Origin of the sequence: Pseudomonas sp. MH9.3 (assembly GCF_034354675.1) — a bacterium.
In the GTDB taxonomy this organism is placed as follows: domain Bacteria; phylum Pseudomonadota; class Gammaproteobacteria; order Pseudomonadales; family Pseudomonadaceae; genus Aquipseudomonas.
The window spans coordinates 1,291,281-1,310,464 of sequence record NZ_CP133785.1 but is presented as its reverse complement, the minus strand read 5'-3'; the positions used below and the strand labels follow the sequence as shown (position 1 = coordinate 1,310,464).

The 19,184-nt window shown below is 63.0% G+C and carries 22 protein-coding genes and 1 pseudogene; 10 read left to right on the top strand and 13 right to left on the bottom strand.

Features of this window, described 5'->3' with window-relative positions:
• Positions 1-28: 28 nt before the first annotated feature.
• Entirely contained in the window at positions 29-751 is a 723-nt protein-coding gene (locus RHM60_RS05380) for a pirin family protein (protein ID WP_322213877.1), read from the bottom strand.
• Between the two features lie 179 nt (positions 752-930).
• Here RHM60_RS05380 and RHM60_RS05375 point away from each other — a divergent pair, with 179 nt between their 5' ends.
• Together RHM60_RS05375 and RHM60_RS05370 are read left to right on the top strand one after the other, a co-directional pair.
• The gene (locus RHM60_RS05375; RefSeq protein WP_322213876.1) at positions 931-1,881 is read left to right on the top strand and encodes a GlxA family transcriptional regulator; all 951 of its coding nucleotides are present in this window, start codon (positions 931-933) and stop codon (positions 1,879-1,881) included.
• 148 nt (positions 1,882-2,029) lie between these two features.
• A complete protein-coding gene (locus RHM60_RS05370) occupies positions 2,030-3,475 on the top strand; it encodes a winged helix-turn-helix domain-containing protein (protein WP_322213875.1) in 1,446 nt (481 codons plus the stop codon).
• Here the strand turns inward: RHM60_RS05370 and RHM60_RS05365 are convergent.
• Positions 3,422-6,178, bottom strand: coding sequence for an ATP-binding protein (locus tag RHM60_RS05365; protein WP_322213874.1), 2,757 nt, complete (start codon positions 6,176-6,178; stop codon positions 3,422-3,424). The genes RHM60_RS05370 and RHM60_RS05365 overlap by 54 nt on opposite strands.
• 58 nt (positions 6,179-6,236) lie before the next feature.
• Entirely contained in the window at positions 6,237-6,626 is a 390-nt protein-coding gene (locus RHM60_RS05360; protein ID WP_231423336.1) for a helix-turn-helix domain-containing protein, read from the bottom strand.
• A 419-nt stretch (positions 6,627-7,045) separates the two neighbouring features.
• On the opposite strand from RHM60_RS05360, the gene RHM60_RS05355 reads away from it, so the two are divergent.
• Positions 7,046-7,633, top strand: coding sequence for a LysE family translocator (locus RHM60_RS05355; RefSeq protein WP_209982583.1), 588 nt, complete (start codon positions 7,046-7,048; stop codon positions 7,631-7,633).
• On the opposite strand, the gene RHM60_RS05350 is transcribed toward RHM60_RS05355, so the two are convergent.
• The 5 genes from RHM60_RS05350 to RHM60_RS05330 all read right to left on the bottom strand — a co-directional run bounded on the left by RHM60_RS05350 (position 7,575) and on the right by RHM60_RS05330 (position 10,835).
• Entirely contained in the window at positions 7,575-8,468 is an 894-nt protein-coding gene (locus RHM60_RS05350) for an AraC family transcriptional regulator (protein ID WP_322213873.1), read from the bottom strand. The genes RHM60_RS05355 and RHM60_RS05350 overlap by 59 nt on opposite strands.
• A 60-nt stretch (positions 8,469-8,528) precedes the next feature.
• A complete protein-coding gene (locus tag RHM60_RS05345; protein WP_209982579.1) occupies positions 8,529-9,005 on the bottom strand; it encodes a copper chaperone PCu(A)C in 477 nt (158 codons plus the stop codon).
• Complete coding sequence (locus RHM60_RS05340) at positions 9,005-9,610, bottom strand: SCO family protein (protein WP_003239336.1); 606 nt, start codon at positions 9,608-9,610, stop codon at positions 9,005-9,007. The genes RHM60_RS05345 and RHM60_RS05340 overlap by 1 nt, the downstream gene beginning before the upstream one ends.
• A 303-nt stretch (positions 9,611-9,913) precedes the next feature.
• Positions 9,914-10,201 carry a hypothetical protein gene (locus RHM60_RS05335; protein WP_322213871.1) on the bottom strand — a complete coding sequence of 96 codons (288 nt, stop codon included), beginning with the start codon at positions 10,199-10,201 and terminating at the stop codon, positions 9,914-9,916.
• A 157-nt stretch (positions 10,202-10,358) separates the two neighbouring features.
• Entirely contained in the window at positions 10,359-10,835 is a 477-nt protein-coding gene (locus RHM60_RS05330; protein ID WP_209982575.1) for a hemerythrin domain-containing protein, read from the bottom strand.
• A 36-nt stretch (positions 10,836-10,871) separates the two neighbouring features.
• Here RHM60_RS05330 and RHM60_RS05325 point away from each other — a divergent pair, with 36 nt between their 5' ends.
• Together RHM60_RS05325 and RHM60_RS05320 are read left to right on the top strand one after the other, a co-directional pair.
• Positions 10,872-11,114 (top strand): hypothetical protein, encoded by a 243-nt coding sequence (locus RHM60_RS05325; RefSeq protein WP_322213870.1) that lies wholly within the window; start codon positions 10,872-10,874, stop codon positions 11,112-11,114.
• Positions 11,115-11,138: 24 nt separating this feature from the next.
• Positions 11,139-11,345 (top strand): hypothetical protein, encoded by a 207-nt coding sequence (locus RHM60_RS05320; RefSeq protein WP_209982573.1) that lies wholly within the window; start codon positions 11,139-11,141, stop codon positions 11,343-11,345.
• 60 nt (positions 11,346-11,405) lie between these two features.
• Here RHM60_RS05320 and RHM60_RS05315 read toward each other — a convergent pair whose 3' ends face one another.
• Together RHM60_RS05315 and RHM60_RS05310 are read right to left on the bottom strand one after the other, a co-directional pair.
• Positions 11,406-11,966 (bottom strand): type 1 glutamine amidotransferase domain-containing protein, encoded by a 561-nt coding sequence (locus tag RHM60_RS05315; protein WP_322213869.1) that lies wholly within the window; start codon positions 11,964-11,966, stop codon positions 11,406-11,408.
• A 30-nt stretch (positions 11,967-11,996) separates the two neighbouring features.
• Complete coding sequence (locus RHM60_RS05310) at positions 11,997-12,500, bottom strand: DUF4142 domain-containing protein (protein ID WP_322213868.1); 504 nt, start codon at positions 12,498-12,500, stop codon at positions 11,997-11,999.
• A 194-nt stretch (positions 12,501-12,694) separates the two neighbouring features.
• On the opposite strand from RHM60_RS05310, the gene RHM60_RS05305 reads away from it, so the two are divergent.
• The gene (locus RHM60_RS05305) at positions 12,695-12,904 is read left to right on the top strand and encodes a hypothetical protein (protein WP_209982565.1); all 210 of its coding nucleotides are present in this window, start codon (positions 12,695-12,697) and stop codon (positions 12,902-12,904) included.
• A 72-nt stretch (positions 12,905-12,976) separates the two neighbouring features.
• Positions 12,977-13,690, top strand: a complete 714-nt coding sequence (locus RHM60_RS05300) for a DUF72 domain-containing protein (protein WP_322213867.1) — start codon at positions 12,977-12,979, stop codon at positions 13,688-13,690.
• A 177-nt stretch (positions 13,691-13,867) separates the two neighbouring features.
• On the opposite strand, the gene RHM60_RS05295 is transcribed toward RHM60_RS05300, so the two are convergent.
• Positions 13,868-14,794, bottom strand: a complete 927-nt coding sequence (locus RHM60_RS05295) for an alpha/beta hydrolase (RefSeq protein WP_322213866.1) — start codon at positions 14,792-14,794, stop codon at positions 13,868-13,870.
• Positions 14,795-14,966: 172 nt separating this feature from the next.
• Here RHM60_RS05295 and RHM60_RS05290 point away from each other — a divergent pair, with 172 nt between their 5' ends.
• Positions 14,967-15,554 carry an NUDIX domain-containing protein gene (locus RHM60_RS05290; RefSeq protein WP_209982561.1) on the top strand — a complete coding sequence of 196 codons (588 nt, stop codon included), beginning with the start codon at positions 14,967-14,969 and terminating at the stop codon, positions 15,552-15,554.
• A 59-nt stretch (positions 15,555-15,613) separates the two neighbouring features.
• A pseudogene (rtcA, locus tag RHM60_RS05285) lies at positions 15,614-16,546 on the top strand (RNA 3'-terminal phosphate cyclase); the annotation flags it as partial.
• Between the two features lie 22 nt (positions 16,547-16,568).
• Here the strand turns inward: rtcA and RHM60_RS05280 are convergent.
• Entirely contained in the window at positions 16,569-17,441 is an 873-nt protein-coding gene (locus RHM60_RS05280; RefSeq protein ID WP_209982559.1) for an undecaprenyl-diphosphate phosphatase, read from the bottom strand.
• Between the two features lie 177 nt (positions 17,442-17,618).
• Between RHM60_RS05280 and RHM60_RS05275 the strand changes: the two genes are divergently transcribed.
• A complete protein-coding gene (locus RHM60_RS05275; protein ID WP_231423352.1) occupies positions 17,619-18,122 on the top strand; it encodes a GNAT family N-acetyltransferase in 504 nt (167 codons plus the stop codon).
• On the opposite strand, the gene RHM60_RS05270 is transcribed toward RHM60_RS05275, so the two are convergent.
• Entirely contained in the window at positions 18,100-19,044 is a 945-nt protein-coding gene (locus RHM60_RS05270) for a GlxA family transcriptional regulator (protein WP_209982555.1), read from the bottom strand. The two genes, RHM60_RS05275 and RHM60_RS05270, sit on opposite strands and share 23 nt — an antisense overlap.
• Between the last annotated feature and the right edge of the window lie 140 nt (positions 19,045-19,184).

Here is a 19,184-nt window from a genome sequence, read left to right as displayed (position 1 = left end):
ACAGGGGGCTGCCTGATGCCAGGGATGATCATGGCATCTGCGGCAGTTCATGGGGGCGCAGGTCGAACACCAGCACTTCGGCGTCCTCGCCCTGGCTCAGATGGATCTGCCGCTCGTCACGCACCCGGGCGCCGTCGCCTTCATGCAAGCGTTGGCCGTTGACCGCGACGCTGCCGCGCGCCACGTGGATATACAGATGGCGCTCGGTCGCCACGTCCAGGGTCGCGGTTTCGTCGCCGTTGAACAGGCCGGCATACACCCGTGCGTCCTGGCGTACATGCAGCGAGCCGTCGGCGCCATCCGGCGAAATGATCAATTGCAACCGCCCGCGTTTGTGCGCCTCGCTGAAGTGTTCCTGCTGATAGCGCGGTTCGGCGCCGGACACGTTCGGCACGATCCAGATTTGCAGGAAGTGCACGCCCTGGCGCTGGCTGTGGTTGAACTCGCTGTGGGCCACGCCGCTGCCGGCGCTCATCAGTTGCACATCGCCGGGACGGATCACCGAGCCGGTGCCCAGGGTGTCCTTGTGTTCCAGAGCGCCTTCGAGCACATAGGAGAAAATCTCCATGTCGCGGTGCGGGTGCTGGCCGAAGCCCTTGCCGGCAGCGACGCGGTCATCGTTGATCACCAGCAGGTCGGAAAAGCCCTGTTCGGCAGGGTTCCAGTAGCTGGCGAAGGAGAAGGTGTGAAACGACTTCAACCAACCGTGATTGGCGGCGCCGCGTTCAGAAGCGTTGCGAAGGGTCAGCATGGTGGTGTCCTCAAGTGAGCGCGGGCTGCAACAGGCAGGGCGCTGGCGTTGAGAAGAAGGTTAATGGTTACGCAGGTATTCATTAAGACGATGAAAGCTGAATAACCGTCTCCCAAGAGTTGACAGTAAAAGCCATGCCATAATGGCCGCCGCTTTCCCTCGTGATGGATGTTGACGCTATGAAAACCGTGGCCATGGTGCTGTTTCCGGACTTCCTGCTGCTCGACATGGCCGGCCCGCTCGAAGTGTTTTCGATTGCCAACCGCTACCTGCCGGCGGCGGACCATTACCGGATCGTCACCCTCGGCATCGATGCGGGCCAGGTGATCGCCTCCAACGGTGTGAAGGTGCAGCCCGACCTGCTGCTGCACCAGGCCGACGCCGCCTACGACCTGCTGCTGGTGCCCGGCGGCCCCGGTGCCTACAACGAATGCCATCCCGCGCTGTTGCCCTGGCTCAAGGCCGCCGCACCACGGGCCACACGCTATGGCTCGATCTGCACCGGTGCCTTTGTGCTGGGGCACGCCGGGCTGCTCGACGGTCGTCGGGTCACGACCCATTGGCACTACACCGAGCGATTGATCAAGGGTTTTCCCAAGGCCACTGTCGAGACCGACCACATCTACCTGCAGGACGGCCGCCTGATCACCTCGGGTGGGGTCACCGCCGGCATCGACCTCGCGCTGTCGGTGGTGGCCCAGGACCATGGCAAGCAGGTTGCGGTGGACGTGGCCAAGGTGCTGCTGGTGGTGATGAAACGCCAGGGCGGCCAGGCCCAGTTCAGCCCGATGACCGCCGCAGTGGCCCCCCACGAAACCGTGATCACCCGCGTGCAGAACCAGGTGCTCGCGCAGTTGGACCAGCCGTTCAGCATCGACTCGATGGCGGCGCTGGCCGGCATGAGCGCGCGGCATTTTGCGCGGCTGTTTGCCAGGGAAGTGCAGATGACACCCATGGCGTTCCTGCAGGGCGCGCGTATCGACCGCGCCCGGCACCTGCTGGAAACCACCGACCTGCCGCTCAAGACCGTGGCCTTCCACGCAGGCTTTGGCAGCGTGCGGCATATGCGCTTTCTGTTCAGCGAAAAACTCGGTCTGAACCCCACCCAGTACCGTCAACAGTTCAGTTAAGGCGCGATTGTCCGTCTCAGGCACACCAATGTCCGTCTGGTTCCCCGTGCCGGGATTGTCCCGTCGCGGCCAGCTGGCAAGATAACGCCAGGCCCCTGGAAAAGGATGCGCAGACGCCCAAGGTCGGGTGTTCCAGCGCTGTGCACAGATGAACAATGCCCCGACACTGAGTTTCGGTCCTTACACCTTTCACCCGCGACAGCGCCTGGTCAGCAAGGCCGGCTGGCCGGTGCCGTTGGGCGGTCGGGCGCTGGATATCCTGGTGGTGCTGCTGGAGGCGCGTGGCCGGTTTGTCGACAAGCAGACGTTGATTGCCCGCGTGTGGCCGAGCAGCGTGGTGGAGGAAAACAACCTGCGCGTGCACATCGCGGCACTGCGTCGGGCGCTGGATGGGCAGCGCTGCATCGTCAATGACCCGCAGCGCGGCTACTGCTTTGTCGCGCCGCTGCAAGCCGTCGATCCCCCCACAATCGCGCGCCATAACCTCGCAGCCCGGCTCAGCCCGGTGATCGGCCGCGCCGAGCTGTTGGGTGCCCTGGGGCGACGCTTGTGCGGGCAACGCGTGATGACCCTCACCGGGTGCGCCGGTATCGGCAAGAGCACCCTGGCGCTGGCGCTGGCCGAACGCGTACTGCCGCGTTACCGCGAGGGTGTGTGGTGGGTGGACCTGGCCACGGTTGCGACGCCGCAGTCGATGCTGCGCCAGCTGTGCAGCGCGTTGCAGCTGGTGTCCTGTGACACCGTCGGCGAACTGTGCCGCCAATTGACCGGGCGCCAGCTGTTGCTGGTGCTCGATGGCGCTGACCTGCTGCTCGGTGCCTGCCGCCACCTGGTGCGCTGCCTGCTGGAACAGGCGCCCCAGGTAACGGTGCTGTTGAGCAGCCGCGAAGCCTTGCAGTTGCCGGACGAATGGCTGCAGCGCGTGCCGGCTCTGGCGCTGCCCTCAGCCGGCGGCCCTGTTGAACAGGCCATGGCGTGCCCGGCGGTGCAGCTGTTTGTCGCTCGGGTGCAGGCCGCCCAGCAGGGCTTTGTCTTGCGTGCGCAGGACTTGCCGGCGCTGCACGATATCTGCAGGCGGCTGGACGGGATTCCCCTGGCCCTGGAGCTGGCTGCCGCCCAGGTCCATGCGCTGGGTGTGCAGGGCGTGCAGGCGCAGTTGCGTAATGGCCTGCAACTGCTGGCCCGTGGCCGCCGCACGGCGGTCGCACGGCATCAGTCCCTGACCGCCGCGCTGGAGTGGAGCTACGAGCGCTTGAGCGTGCCCGAACGCTGGTTGTTCCTGCAGTTGGGGGTGTTCCGGATGGCGCTGACCTTGCCTGCATTGACCGAGCGAATCGCCGGCACCGAGCTTGCTCACGCGGACCTGCCTTACCTGCTCGCGCGGCTGGTCGACACCTCGTTATTGCAGGTGGAACCGGGCCCTGGCCCGTCGCGTTATCGCTTGCTCAACTGCGTGCGCAGCTACGCCCTGACGCAGTTACGTGACCCGCAGCAGGTGGCGCGTTTGCAGCAGCACTATGGGCACTACCTGGGGCCGTTTTCAGGCCAGCCGTTTGTCCTGCAACTCGTCGAGCAGGCGGCGCACGCGCATTAGGTCGCGGGTGGCGAAGCCTTCGGTGAAGCGCGCGTAGACCGAACTCAGCAACTGGTGCGCAGCGTGCCGCTGACCCTGGCGCTGCCATAGCCGCGCCAGTGAGGTTGCGCAGCGCAACTCCCAGGCCAGGGCGCCTTGCTGGTGCGCCAGGCCCAGGGCGTCGCGCAGCAACGCCTCGGCGGCGGCGCTGTCGGGCAACGCCTGGGCGCGTACGCGCAAAATCTCCGGTGCGCACCAGCCGCCATCGCCGCTGCGCACGCGTTCGAACCAGGCATCATCCACGTGCCCCACGCCCAGGGTGATCAGGATGTCCTTGACCAGGTCCAGGCCTTGCATGGCGTCGATCGACAGGTGCTGCGCATACAGCTGCGCCCAGGTCTGGAACAACTGCGCCGAATGCTTGTGCGCCTGCTGCTCCAATAGCGCCTGCAACGACTGCGCTGACGCTTCATCGCCGTTGTAGCGGGCAATCACCACGCCGGCCAGCGCCAGGGTGTAGCAGAGGGTGGTGCCATGGTTGATCTGCAGCGCCAGCTCCAGGGCCTGGCTGGCGGTGCGCCACGCCTGCTCGGGCAAGCCTTGCAGCCACAGCACCCGCGCCAGCACGGTGAGCGAGGCGACGCTCTGGTCGTATTGCACGCCAAAAGAGTGGGTAAAGCGATTGAGATGGCCGCTCTGGGCCATGCGTTGGATCACTTGCTCGGCGTTGTGTCGGGCCAGCGCCTGGTTGCCTGCGTAATGCTGCGCCAGCACGCGCAGGCGTTGGGCGCTCAAGTCCAGCAGCGGGTCGCTGCGCGGGTCGAGGCGATCGAACTGAGTGCTCATGCTCAGGGCTTCACGGTAGCGACCGGCGCACAGGCTCACCGCCATATGCCCGGACACCGCGCGCAACTGACCGGCAATGTCCCCGCGGGTTTCGGCCAGCCGACGGGCGCTGACGAAGGCGTCGATGGTCTGCGGCGCGCCGCCCATGGCGTGGTAGGACAGGCTGCCCAGCGCCAGTTGCAGTTGCATCGCCAGTTGCGTGCACGGCACCTTGGCCCGCTGCAGCAGGGCCAGTGCCTTGCCCACGTACAGCGCCTGTTCGCGCAGCAGTGACAGCTCCTGCCACAGCGGCATGGCGCTGACCGTCAGGCGAATCCCCAGTACGTGCGCGCCGGCATCGCCCAGGCCCCAATCGAGGGCGGCGCGGATGTCTTCGCGCAGCGGCGCGTAGCGGTCGATCCAGGCCTGGGTTGCGGTCAGTTCCCAGTCGTCGCGGGCCTGCTCCATCAGCACCAGGCAGCGCGCGGCATGGCGTTCGTGGGTGGCGTCGAGTTCAGCCGCCAGGGTGAGTTTTTCCAGGGCGTAGGTGCGGGTGGTGTCCAGCAGGCGGTACACCACTTCGTCGTCGCCGGGCTCCACGTTCAGCAGGGACTTGGCGACCAGTTGCGTGATTGAACCGAGCACATCGGCCGGCGCCTGCTGCGCTCCGGCGATCACCGCCACTGCACTGGCCAGGCTGAAACCTGCGCGAAACACGGCCAGACGGCGCAGGCAGCTCTGTTCGCCGCCGTTGAGCAGGTCGAAGCTCCAGTCGAGCGTGGCCCGCAGGGTTTGCTGGCGGGGCAGGGCGCTGCGCCGGCCATGGGTCAGCAGGCGGAAGGTGTCTTGCAGCTGCACCAGCAGGCCCGGCAGACCGAAGCGCTCGACCTGCGCCGCGACCAGTTCGATCGCCAGGGGAATGCCGTCCAGGCGCCGGCAGATCTCAATCGCCAGCGGCAGTTCGGCGTCGCTCAAGGTGAAGCTGTCCTGATGGGCGATGGCGCGCTCGATCAGCAACTGCATGGCCGGGTAACCCAGGGCCTGGGCGCGGTTGCCGGTGGCGGGCGGGCAGGCCAGCGGCTCGAGGCGTTGCACCTGTTCGCCTTCGGCGCGCAGGGCTTCGCGGCTGGTGGCGAGGATGTGCAGCCCAGGCGCGTGGCGTAGCAGGGTTTCGCTGATCAGGGCGATGTCATCGAGCAGGTGCTCGCAGTTGTCGATCACCAGCAGCAACTGGCGTTCGTGCAGGCTGCGGGCAATGCTCGGCAGCGGCTCATCGGCGCTGGGGGTGAGGTCGAGCAGGGTGGCGAGGTTGGGCAGGATCATCGACGGCGCGCTCAGCGGCGCAAGGTCCAGCAGGCGAATGCCGTCGCGGTAGTGCCCAATCAGCAGCTCCGCCACCCGCAGCGCCACGGTGGTCTTGCCGATGCCGCCGGCGCCGGTCAGGGTGATAAAGCGCTGCCGGGGCAGTTGCTGCACCAGTGTGTCGATCAGCGCCTGGCGCCCGATCATGCGGGTGCGGCGCAGCGGCAGGTTGTGGCACGGGCGTGGGCCGTCATGGGGCAAGGTCATGGGCTCGATGCTCAGGGGCGCGACAAAACTGTAGCCGCGCTGGGCCACCGTCACGATATAGCGCTGCCCGGCCTGGCCGTCGCCCAGAGCCTTGCGCAGCGCCGCCATGTGCACACGCAGGTTGCCGTCCTCCACCACGCTGGTGGGCCAGACCCGCGCGATCAATGCCTGCTTGCTCACCACATCGCCTGCGTGCTCCAGCAGCACCAGCAGAATGTCCACCGCACGCCGGCCCAGGCGCAACGGCCGGCCTGCCTCGAGCACCCGGCGCTGGCGCGGGTGAACCTGATAGGGGCCAAAGTGCACGGCCGGGTCGCTGAGGTCGTTCATGGACGGCCATGCTCGGGGAGACGGAGACGCTCAGCATAGTCCAGGCCCGCACCGACCACTAGGCGGCGATGACCGGGCGCGAGTGGTGATTTCGCCAGGTCATGGGGTTGACGCCTTCGCTGCGGGTGAAGATGTGGCTGAAGTGCGCCTGATCGCAAAAACCGCATTCCAGGCTGATTTGCGTGAGGCTCAAGGACGACCCGGTGATCAGCTCCTTGGCGCGCTGGATGCGTTGCCGGCGGATCCATTCCTGGGGCGAAAGCCCGGTGGTGCATTTGAACGCGCGGGAAAAATGGCTGCGTGACAGCGCGCAGGCCTGGGCCAGGTCGGCAATCGCCAGGCTTTCGCCAAGGTGGGCGAGGATCAGCTGTTTGGCGATACGCTCGCGTCGCGGGCACAAGCCGCCGGCGGTGGGCGCACGGGGGGCGCAATACTCAAGTCGGGCCATGACGAATATCCGTTTTCGATGGGAGCGTTCCCGGTGAATGGATGCAGTGTAGACGCGCTTGATGATGGTGCCCGGTCACCTGGCTGGCGAGTTAATCGTTGTTAATTTCGCCAGGTGCGTGGCTGCAAAGCACAGCAAAGATGTGCAATGCAAAGCCCGTGTTGCATGGTTACCTGAGTCCTTGCCAATCGTCTGGATACCACCATGAACCGCAATGTGGGAGGGGGCTTGCTCCCGATAGCGGTGAATCAGTCGGTATATCTTTGGCTGGTACACCGCCATCGGGAGCAAGCCCCCTCCCACCGTTGGAATGTTGGGGGCTCGGGCAATTCTTCAGCAGGGGCATTTTGTTCAATACCGCAGCCGCTGAGCGCCTTACCGTGAGCTATCTCCACCTTCGCTCACAAAAAGGAACCGCAATGAGCCTGATCATTTCCATGGCTGCCTTCGCCCTGGCCACTTCCATCACACCAGGCCCTGTGAACGTGGTCGCCCTCAGCTCCGGGGCGCGCTTCGGTTTTGCCGCCAGCCAGAAGCATGTGCTCGGTGCGGCCAGCGGTTTTACCGTGCTGTTGGTGCTGATCGGTCTGGGGCTGCATGAGGTGCTGGTGCGCTGGCCATTGCTGACTCAGGTGATCCAATGGGGCGGCGTGGCGTTCCTGCTGTATATGGCGTGGAAACTCGCGACGGATGACGGCCGGCTCGACGCCGATGGCCGCGCCAGCGCGCCGTCGATGCTCTATGGCGCGGTGATGCAGTGGCTCAACCCGAAAGCCTGGCTCGCTTGCGTTGCAGGCATGGGGTTGTTCGTGGCGGATGGCGATGCCGCGCAAGTATGGCTGTTTGCGGCGATCTATCTGGTGATCTGCTACCTGTCGGTGGCGTGCTGGGCCTATGCCGGCACGTTTTTGCGCCGCTACCTGGCCAACCCGCGCGGCGTGCGCGTGTTCAACCGCGTGATGGCTGCGTTGCTGGTGGCCAGTGTGGGTTATTTGCTGATGACCTGAGCGCGTCGCGGTATTGCCCGGGCGTGGCCGCGAAGTGCTGTTTGAAGGCGCGCTGGAAATGCGCCTGATCGGCAAAGCCGGCAGCCAGGGCCACGTCGGCGATCAACTCGCCATTGCGCAATTGGCTGCGGGCAAACTGGATGCGTTGGTTCACCAGGAACGCATGCGGCGTCAGCCCGCAATACTGCTTGAACGCGCGGATCAGGTACGAAGGCGAGAGCTCGGCCGCCAGGCAAATGTCCTCCAGCTTCAAGGTGTCGGTGCAGTGCGCGCGGATGTAATCGGCGGCGCGTTCCAGCTTGTGATTGGCCTCGCGCAGCGGCGCCCGCGAAGGGTTCAGGCGCTGCTGCACCTCGGTGAAGTAGCTCACCAGCGCGCTCTGTTTTTGCAGGAGTTCGGCCTGTTCATCCACCAGCAGACGGTAGAGTGCGAGCAAGCCGTTGTAGAGCACGGCGTCGCGTGAATAGGGCGTGCTGAAAGGGCGATAACCGCGATCCGTGCTGAAGCCCAATTGATATTGCAGGTCGGTCAACCACGGCGTATCGAGGTAGAGCATGTGGTAGGACCACGGTGTGTTGTCGATGGGGTTGCAGGCATGCACATCACCGGGGTTCATCAACACCACGGTGCCGGCGCTGATCTGGAAGGTCTGCGCGCCATGGTGGTAATAGCTGCGCCCGGTGATGATCGCGCCGATGGAGAAGTGTTCGTGGGCGTGGCGGGCGTACGTCACCTTGCGCCCGTCGGCGATGGTCCGCGCTTCGATGAATGGCAGGCGCGCATCGCGCCAGAAGCGCGGCGCCTGCGCAGGGGCATCAGGGGGCGTGAGCATCATGGCGGCGGCTCCATCGTTGGGCGGTGACGACACGTCCGGTATCGGTCAGCCACCGGGCGATCAATGCATCTTGCTGTGGTCCATGTGCTCCATGCCATCGAGCCCGCGCACCGGGGCCTGCAGCTGGATCACTTGTTTCTCGCCCTTGGCCGATTCCACCGTGACGGTCAGCGGCACCTGCTCGCCTTCCTTGATCTGCCCGGTGAGGCCCATCAGCATCACGTGGTAACCGTTGGGGTCGAGCTTGACCGCCTTGCCTGCCGGCAGCGCGACCGAATCCACCGGGCCCATGCGCATCACGTCATCCTTCATGCTCATTTCATGGATCTGCACGTCCCTGGCCACTGGCGTCGCCACGCTCACCAGCGTGCTGTCGCTGTCCGCCGTGAGGGTCATGAAGGCGCCGCTGGACGGCTGGCCGGGCACGGTGGCGCGCACCCACGCATCGGTCACCTGGACCTGGGCGCTGGCGTGGGCGGCGAGGCCGAGCAGGGCCAGGCCCGCGGTCAGGCGTTTGAGGTGTTGAACGGCAGTCATTAGCAGACCTCCATGACGGTGAGCAGGTCTTCTGCGCACTCTTTAGCGGTAAGGGACGCCTGCAGCCCAAGGCGCAGGTTGCCACGGGTATCGAATACAAAGCTGGTGGCGGTGTGGGACAGGGTATAGGTATCGCCGGCGGGAATCTTTTCATAAAAGATCCCGAACTCCTTGGCCGCCACGGCGATTTCTTCCGGGGTGCCGTACAGCGCTTCGAAGCTGGGGTCGAACGCCTTGACGTATCTGTCGAGGATTTCCGGCGTGTCACGTTCAGGGTCAAGGGTGATGAAGATCACCTGCATGATCTCGCCGTCGCGGCCCATCAGCTTTTTGGCCTGGGCGGCGCGGGCCAGGGTGGTCGGGCACACGGCCGGGCATTGGGTGAAGCCGAAGAACACCACCGGCATCAGGCCACGGTAGGAGCTGAGGGTGACGGTCTCACCCTCCGTGTTCTTGAGCTTGAAGGTACGGCCCATGATCTTGTCGCTCAGGTCCTTGCCGTACTTGAAGTTCAGCCTGGGGCTGCTGTCACAGCCACTGAGCAGGCCCAGGCCCAGCAGGCCCATGCCGGTCAGCACTGTGCGGCGGGTGAATAACGTACTCATCAACGGTGCATCCTGTGTAACGCCCGCCTTGCGCCGAATGGACACATCAGGCTTTGAGCAGCAGGCATTGAAAGAACAAGCGTGGAGGACGCCCAGTCTATCAACCCTGGCCAGCCGGCGTAATCTGCGACGTTCTGCCACAGGTGCAGCGTGCGCGAGTGATTTTTTTAGATGTCAGCGGCGCGGGCGCGCCCACGAGACCGCGCCTGCGCGTTGTGTGACAGGAAAATTACACGGGCAGAATTATTCCGCGCAGGCTTGGGCTGCACGTGGTGCGGCAACATCTGGAACCATTTTGCCTGTTCAATCAGCCGGACGAGGTTTCTCGTCGTCAGGCGATTGCGAACGCTCGGAAGATTTGGGTGTGTGGGTCTGCGTAGCGTGAGGCTTCTGTGTTTTTACGCGGGTGGTTTTTTTCTTGTCGTGGTCAGAGCGGCTGCCATGCCCGGAGCCCGGTGGCAGGGCAGAACCGCCGTTCAGCGGGGTCGCCGCGGGTCCGACATCATCGCCAAACGCAGCGTATGCCGGGGTTGCCAGGACAGCCGACAAGGCCATGACCAGTAACAGGTTGCGGGATGTGATGGTCTTCATGACGTAATCCCCTCGATCCATTGACTGAAACCCGAGCACTGCCAGTGCAGCGCCCGGATCGTATTTCAACCAGATCAAACAATGCTGTCGCCTGATTGGGAACACCTACATGGAGAGCGTAGTGTGAAACCCTTCGACTTCAAGCCGCGATTGCGCATCAGGCCGCCATCGGCTTGGTGCCCATGGTTTTCTTGTAGGCCGCTTTCATGGCTTCCATCTCGGCGCCGAGTTCTTCGAGTATTTCCTTGCCCAGCAGTTTTTTAGCCTGGGGGAACATCTCGCTTTCCTCTTCCTCGATGTGGTGCTCCAGCAGTTCCTTGACCACTTTTACGCGACCGGAGAACTCGGTGGTGGAGGGCTCGGTCTGCTTGAGGTCGGGCAGCACCAGTGAGTCGACGGTACGGTGCTCTTCCTTGGCTTCGTGGTACATGATGTCCTGCTCTTTGCCGCCGGCTTTTCTAAAGGCCGGGTAGAGGATTTCTTCCTCCAGCTTGGTGTGCAGACTGATCTCCATTTCCAGTTTGGCCAGCAACTCGGTGCGTTTTTTTACGCCGCGTTCGGTGGACTCGCTCAATTGGGTCAGCAGGGCTTTGACGCGTTCGTGGTCGGCTTTGAGAAGGTCAATGGCATTCATGGTCGAACCTCACGGATAACGTTCGGGCGCGTCGAAGTGCGCGCCTCGTCCGTAGAAGGGTTGCATCAGGCGTACCAGCTTGCTTTAAAAATAAAACCTATAGGAATCAACAATTTATTTTTAATCCAACGCGGCGCCGTCGTGCACCTTGCATGGTTGCATCACTGGGGGATTGCACAACGCCTGCACCGGCAGCGCTTCATGAGCGTGCAGCGCACGCAGGCGCGAGCGCCGCTCGCAAGAATTCAATGGAACCCTTGGGCGATCTGCTTGACCTAATGCATAGACCTCAGGAGGTGAATCATGCAATTGGAATATATCTGGATCATATTGGCGGTGATTCTGCTGCTCGCAGAATTGTGGGCAATCAATGTGGTGCTGCGCAGCACGGGCGGCTGGGAGACGAAGGGGTTGTGGCTGATCATCCTGATCTTTGTGCCGTTGCTTGGACTGATTGCATGGGCAATGTTCGGTCCCAAGCGTGAGATGGCAGATCATCGCAAAAGCTGAAGTGCTGAGGATTGAATAAAACAGGCGCCGAATGGCGCCTGTTCACGTTGTACCGGGCAATCAGCCTGCGAGTGCCGTGGCAATCGCCTCGTTGAACGCCGGCAAGTCATCCGGTGTACGCGAGGTAATCAAGGTCCAGCCATTGGCCTTGCACTGCTTGACCTCGGCATCGACCCAGCCGGCAGCACCGGCGTTTTCCAGGTCAATACGGACACTCTTGTACGAGGTCAGCGTCTTGCCTTCGATCACGCCGGCATCGATCAGCGCCCAGGGGCCGTGGCAGATCGCCGCGATGGTCTTGCCGCTCTTGGCAAAATCGTTGATCAGGCGCAGTGCGGCCCGGTCCTGACGCAGGGTGTCGGCATTGACGGTGCCGCCAGGGATGACCAGTGCATCGAAATCGCTGCTGGCCACATCCGACAGCTGCACATCGGATTCCACGGTCTGGTCTTTCTCGGTGTCGCCGACAAAGGTCTGCGTGGTGCCGCCTTTGCTGGAGCCGTGAATAACCGTAGCGCCGTAACCGCGCAGGGCTTGCAGCGGCTTGAGCAATTCGTCGCGCTCGATACCGGTGTTGGAGGTGATGACAAGGATCTTCTTGCCGTTGAGTTGCGTACTCATGATCAGGTGTCTCCTTGAGTCAGTTATGAATTAATGGGCGTGCTTGGCTTGCAGCTCCCTGGCCATTTTCAGGTGGGCTTCAAGGGTTGGCAGGGTCTTGGTGGCGAAGGCTTTCAGCTCGGCGTTGTCCGAGGAAGCGGCTTCTTTCCTGAACAATTCGACGGTTTTTTCATGGGCATCTACCTGGTTGTTGGCGTAGGCCTTGTCGAACGATTCATCACGCATTTCCAGGATGGCTTTCTTGGCCTTGTCGGTCAGCGCTGCGTCATTCGGTACTTCGATGTCGAGTTTTTTCGCCAGGGCCATCAGTTCCTGATTGGCCTTGGTGTGGTCGGTAACCATGTGCTGGGCGAAGGTCTTCACGTCAGCCGAGCTGCTTTTTTCCAGCGCCAGTTTGCCGGCCTCGACTTCGGTGATACCCCCTTGCGCGGCATGGTCGACAAAGTCATTGGACGTGGCGGCCATCGCGGCGGATATCGAGCCTGCAACCAGCACAAAGGTCAGGCCCATTTGTTTCATCAGCAAATTAGTCATGGTGAATCTCCTTGAGTGGGGTGATGCCGTACCTGTTTGTTGAACCGGTGCCTGGGCAAAAGGTTTAAATTTTTTTACAGCGATTTTCCCAACGGTCGGCACTGGCAATTTTCTTGAACCATCGAATTTCGATGGGCTCTGCTGCATAAGCACCCGCCGATTTGGCGGCCTTCAATTGCCAGGAACTATTCACCATGACCGACCACACCACCGCCGATAAAACCCCTGACCCGATCAGCTCTGAAGACGCGCAAAAAGGCACGGCCGGCCCCGCCAAGGGGCAGACTCTGGAGCGGCCGAACGCGAAGACCGAAACCGTCGATAAAGTGCTGACGCCTACCGAGATCAAGGACCTCGAGCGCCAGACCGATGCGATCAATGAACAGCTCGCCAAGGGTCACTGAAATGGCCAGCGCCATCACGGCGTCTGAACCGGGCATCGAGCCTGAGCCAGCCGATGACGTGATGGTGCTGTTTTGACCGGAGCGCTGTTTGTGGGCTGCGCGGGCTGGAGTCTGCCGCGTGAGCACTGGCCGGCGTTTGCCGACGAGGGCAGCCACTTGCAGCGCTATGCGTCGCGTTTCAACGCAGTAGAGATCAACAGTTCGTTTTACCGACCGCACCTGCCCAACACCTATGAGCGCTGGGCGCAATCGGTGCCGTCGGCATTTCGCTTCTCGGTGAAGGTGCCCAAGCACATTACCCATGAGTTGCGCCTGCAGCGATGCGAAACGGCACTCGATGAATTTTTCGCACAATGCCTGCACCTGGGCGAGAAACTTGGCTGCCTGCTGGTGCAGTTGCCGCCGTCGCTGAGCTACGAGACCGAAGTGGCCGGCGATTTTTTCGAGGCACTGCGCCGACGCTTTGCCGGCGATGTGGTGCTGGAGCCGCGGCATGCCAGTTGGGCGGCGGCCGGGGCGTTGTTGCAGGCGTACCAGATCGGTTGGGTGACCGCTGACCCGGTGGTCATTGATGCTGTCGACGCCTGGCAGGGCGTGCGCTATTGGCGCCTGCATGGTTCGCCGCGGATCTATCACAGTGCCTATGGCCCCGAGCGCGTTGCGCTCCAGGCGCAAGCGTTGCGCCAATCCACTGCCGCCGGCGTGCCCACCTGGTGCATCTTCGATAACACCGCAAGTGGCCATGCCGTGGCCGATGCGCTGTGTCTGCTGGAAAAAAAACCGTAAAAATATAAAAAGAGTTGTCCACGAAAACCGTGGGTATCTCTGTGGATAACTTTGCGAAGGCCCGGCAGGCTTGGCGATTTAAGCTCAGGTTATTATTTGATCAACTTCGGGCGCGGGCCAGCATGGGCAGGGTTGGCGCTTGACACGCAAGCGCGAAGCCAGTGCCGAAAAGCGCAATCAGGAGTCGCCGCCGCGCCCTGTGGACGGTGTGACCACCTGTGCCGGCATCTCGGTTCGCATCAAGGTATCCAGTGCCTCGCGATAATTGCGCCCGGCCAGGCTCAGGCTGTTGTTGTGGCTGGCGCCGGGTACCAGCAACAGCCGCTTGGGCTCGCGCGCGGCGTCAAACAGTTGCTCGCTGAAACGCGGCGGTACATAGCGGTCATCCAGGCCGTGCACCACCAGCAGCGGCATATGAATGTCGGCAATCTTGTCGATCGAATCGAATTTCTGCGAGAGCAACCAGCGCACCGGCAGCGAGGTGTTGGCCACGGCCGTGGCGACATCCGCCAGCGAGGTAAAGGTGGATTCGATCACCAGACCGCGCACGGGCAGAGGGGATTGTCTGCCCAGTTGCGCCGCCAGGTCGATGGCCACCGCGCCGCCCAGGGAATGCCCGTAGATCAGCCGCTTGCTAGGGTCCGGTTGCAGCACCTGGAAGCGCTCCCAGGCGATGCGCGCGTCTTCGTAGACGCTGGTTTCCGAGGGCAGGTCGCCGTGGCTCTGGCCGAAGCCGCGGTAGTCGATGGCCAGCACCGAGTAACCCAGGGCGTGCAACTGTTCGATGCGAAACAGCTGGCCGGTCAGGTTCCAGCGCACGCCGTGCAGGTAAAGGATCGAGGGTGCGTCCTGACGGTCTGCCGGGTACCACCAGCCATGGATATTCTGTCCCGCCTTGAAACTGGCAGGCTTGAGCTCGAATTCCTGCACGGTTTTGGGTAAACCGCTGTACCAGCCGGCGGTGCCCGGTTCGATGCGGAACACCAACTCGCGCTCCTTGTGTTGCAGCACGGCGCACCCCACCGGCAGGCCGACGATCAGCAGAGCCATGCACAGCAGCGCAAACCAGCGCAGGCCCAGGCGGGACAATAAACGTGAAGGCATGAACATTCCTGAAACGAGATGAAGCACGGGTTTTACCAGATGGCCTGCAACGGCAGGGATTAATGCGACAGCCGTAGCGACCGGTTGCTTGCAAGGTGTTGCAAGCTGCTTCAACTTGACGCTGGCAAGACAGCCGCGACATGCTCCACCTCCCACGCACTAAGGCCCGACCATGGACAACAGCCCCGTACGGATCACTGCCGAAGAAACCCTCTCGGACAATTGGTATCTGCTGAAAAAATACACGTTCGACCTGCGCCGCCGGGACGGCAGCTGGCAAGCCCAGACCCGTGAGGTGTACGACCGCGGCAACGGCGCGACCATCCTGCTGTACAACCGCGAGCAGCGCAGCGTGCTGCTGGTGCGCCAGTTTCGCATGCCCACCTTCGTCAATGATTACCCAGGTTTTCTGATCGAAGCCGCCGCCGGTTTGCTGGACAACGCCAGCCCCGAAGAACGTATCCGCCTGGAAGCCGAAGAGGAGACCGGCTACCGCGTCGGCCATGTGGAGAAAATCTACGCGGCGTTCATGAGCCCGGGTTCGGTCACCGAGCGCATTCACTTTTTCCTTGGCGAATATCAGCCGGCCGATCAAGTCGGCGCGGGCGGCGGCCTGGAAGAAGAGGGCGAAGACATCGAGGTGCTGGAGCTGGGCTTCGAGCAGGCGCTGGCGATGGTGCACAGTGGCGAGATTGTCGATGGCAAGACCATCATGCTGTTGCAGCATCTGGAGCTGCGCATGTTGAAGGAAGGCTGGTAATCCAACACCCGAATGTGGGAGCAAGCTCCCACACCGTCCGCTAGGGCTTCAGTTGTTTCGTTCGTATTCGTAATATCCGCGCCCGGCGCAGTCGTCCGGGGTTGATGCGCCAACACTTGACGGCGGTGCTGGCGGCTGTCGAGGTATGCGGTGCGCGGGTAGAGGGGGCTGAACTCGGCTCGCAGGTATTGGTGTTCGAGCCCGGACCGATTCGAGGCGGCGAGTACCGCTTTGCTATTGGCACCGCCGGCAGTTGCACGCTGGTGTTGCAGACTTTAATACCGGCGTTATTGCGGGCGCCGACGATCAGTCGTGTGACGATCAGCGGTGGCACGCACAATCCGCTGGCCCCCCCTGTGGACTTCCTGCAGCGTGCGTGGCTGCCGCTGTTGCGGCGCATGGGCGCGAGCGTCGAGTTGAACCTGATCCGACACGGGTTTGTTCCGGCGGGCGGTGGCGAATTGGAGGCGCTGATTCGGCCCGGTGAACTGACGCCGTTGCACTTGATGCAGCGTGGCAAGCTTCTTGAGGCTCGGGTCATCACGCTGAGCGCTGGCTTACCGGTCCAAGTGAGTGCGCGGGAATTCAAGCGCGTGCGCCAGCGGTTGGGGGTTGTTGCCTCGCAATGGTTCCCGATGGAGGTCGATCCAGCGCAAGGCCCGGGCAATGTGTTGATGTTGGAATACGCCCACGAGCACGTTACCGACGTGTTCAGCGCCTTTGGCCTGGCCCGGGTACGCGCCGAAACCGTCGCCGACCAGGCGATTGAGCAGGCGCTGCGCTGGCAAGGCTCTGACTCGGCGGTGGGCGAACACTTGGCTGATCAACTGCTGTTGCCGATGGCATTGGCAGGCGGTGGCAGCTTCACTACGCCGCAGATGAGCGACCACTTGCGCAGCAATATCGCCGTCATTCAGCGTTGCCTGCCAGTAGTGATCGAGAGCCAGCTACTTGAGGCTGGCGGACTGAACGTCGAATGTCGCAGGCTTTAAGGGTTTTTCAGTGCAAGGCGGCTCAGCTCAACAGGCCGGTACTGACCGCTACAATTAAAAACACGCCCAGCAGCGCCCGGTAGACCACAAATGGCCAGGTTGAAAAGCGCTCCAGAAACTTCATCAGCCCCCAGATCGCAAAAAATGCCGAAATGCTCGCCACCACCAGCCCGAACAGCAGGTGCGGCCAGGCGTGCGCGGGCAGGTCGGCGTGCAGCAACACCCATAGCTCTTTCAACCCGGCCAGGGCGATGGCGGGCAGGCCCAGCAGGAAGGAGAAACGTGCGGCTTCCTCGCGCTTGAAGTTGAGAAACAGCGCCGCCGTCAGCGTGGAGCCCGAGCGCGATACCCCGGGAATCAGCGCGCCAATCTGTGCAACCCCTACAATCAGCGCATCACGCAGGCGCATCTGGCTGACGTCACGGGTATGCCGGGCGCGCAGCTCGGCCACCGCCATCAATACCGCCATCACCACGCAGGAAAAACCGATCACCATCAGCCCGCGCAACGGCGAGTTGCACGCATTCAGGGTCGAAGACAGCACCAGCCCGGCAATGCAGATCGGGATGGTCGCCAGCACAATCGCCACCGCCAGCTTGAACCAGCGGTCGTTGTAGTCGCCCCGGCGCACCGCGTCGATGCTGCCGGTGGTGACTTGGCGCACGTCGCGCCAGAAGTAACTGACCACGGCCGCCAGCGCCGCCAATTGCATGGCCGCCGAAAACGCCGAGCCCGGATCCTGCCAGCCGAGCAGGGCGGGGACCACGCGCATGTGGGCGGTGGACGACACCGGCAGCAGTTCGGTGATGCCCTGAATCACGCCCAAAAAGAAAATCTGCAGGTAATCCAGGGAGGCAAAGCCGACATCCAGGCCGGCGGTACAAACGTTGGTCACGAGGCATGTCCTTGAGAAGCGCGGGAATCGGCGAAGTTTATTCCAAATGTTTCAGGATGGTGGCCGGCGCCCTCGCTATCTGCATTCCGTTCAGCCAACAGAAAGGATTCACTCGGCATTGGCTTGATGCGAGGTTTTGTGAACAATGGCGCCCTGCGTTATTTCACTGAGAGCCCCATGCCTGAAACCACCGTCGAATTGATCCAGACCGGCCCCGAAGAAGCCGAGTTGATCCGCAATCTGTACCAGTACTATGCCTACGAGTCCTCGGACTGGGAGCAGGAGGATGTCGAAGCGGATGGCCGTTTTTACATCCATGACGAACACCTGTCCCGCTACTGGCAAGACCCGCAATGGAGCGCCAACCTGCTGCTGGTGGATGGCTGCATTGCCGGTTTCATGCTGATAGAAGGCAGCGAGCTGGGCCTGGATGCCCTGGAGCTGGCCGACCTGTTCATCCTCAAGCGCTACCGCCGCAGGGGCATCGGCCGCGCCATCGCCACCCAGGTGCTGTGCAGCGGCGAGGCCAACTGGCTGGTGCGCTTTTATGACCAGGATGAAGTGTCACAGGCGTTCTGGCGCACGGTGCTCGATTACCTGCCGCGCCCGGTGCAGACCCTTGAGCTGGACGATGACCCGCACCTGGTGACTTACCTGATTACGCGGGCGGCGCTGCATTGAAGGCCTGCTGCATCGCTTGAGGCGGTTGCCCGAACGCCCGCAGGAACGCCTGGCGCATGCGCTCGCGGTCGCCGAATCCGGTTTCGCGGGCCACCACCTCAACCGGGTGCCGGCTGGTTTCCATCATCGCCCGCGCGGCTTCCACCCGCAGTGATTCGATGGCCTTGGCCGGCGTCTGCCCGGTTTCTTCGCGAAACACCCGGCTGAACTGGCGCGGGCTGAGCCGGGCGACCTCGGCCAGGGCGTCCACCGACAGGTCATGGGTGAGATTCTCGCGGGCGTAGGCCAGGGCCAGTTGCACGCGGTCAGACTTGGGGTCCAGCTCCAGCAGGGCCGACAACTGCGATTGCTCGCTGCCGCGGCGCTGGGCGATCACCAGCTTGCGCGCGATGCGCCGGGCGAGGTCGCTGCCCAGGTCGTTCTCCACCATGGCCAGGGCCAGGTCGACCCCGGCGCTCATGCCGGCGCCGGTCCATACCTGGCCGTCCACCACAAACAGCTTGTCTTCTTCCAGGCGGATGTGCGGATAGCGTTTGCGAAACGCTGGCGCGTGAATCCAGTGGGTGGTGGTGCGCTTGCCCTCCAGCAACCCGGCTTCGGCCAGCACGAAAATCCCCATGCACAGCGACGCCACCCGGCGTGACTGCGCGGACGCGGCCTTGACCAGCTCCAGCAGGTTCGCTTCCGGCAGGCGAAACTCCAGGTAGCCGCTGACAATCAACGTGTCATAACCCTCTGGCCGAAGGGGCGAGGTGTTCACCGAAAAGCCCTGGGACGTCATCACCGCGCCGCCGCTCTCCGACACCAGATGAAACGCATAGGCCGGCTCGCCGCGCAGCAGGTTCGCGCACTCGAACACCGAGCCCAGGCTGAGGCTCAAGGACTGGAAGTTCGGGTAAACCATCAGCGCAACGCTGTGCATCGTTATTCTCCAAGGGGCGCGGGGAGTGAATTGTCGGCGGGCGCCGGGTAAACGGCAACCGACTTCGACCCATGTCCGAAATCCTTGCGGATCTGACATTGTGAGGTTCTGCCACGCTGCCTACCATGGCTTCACGAACT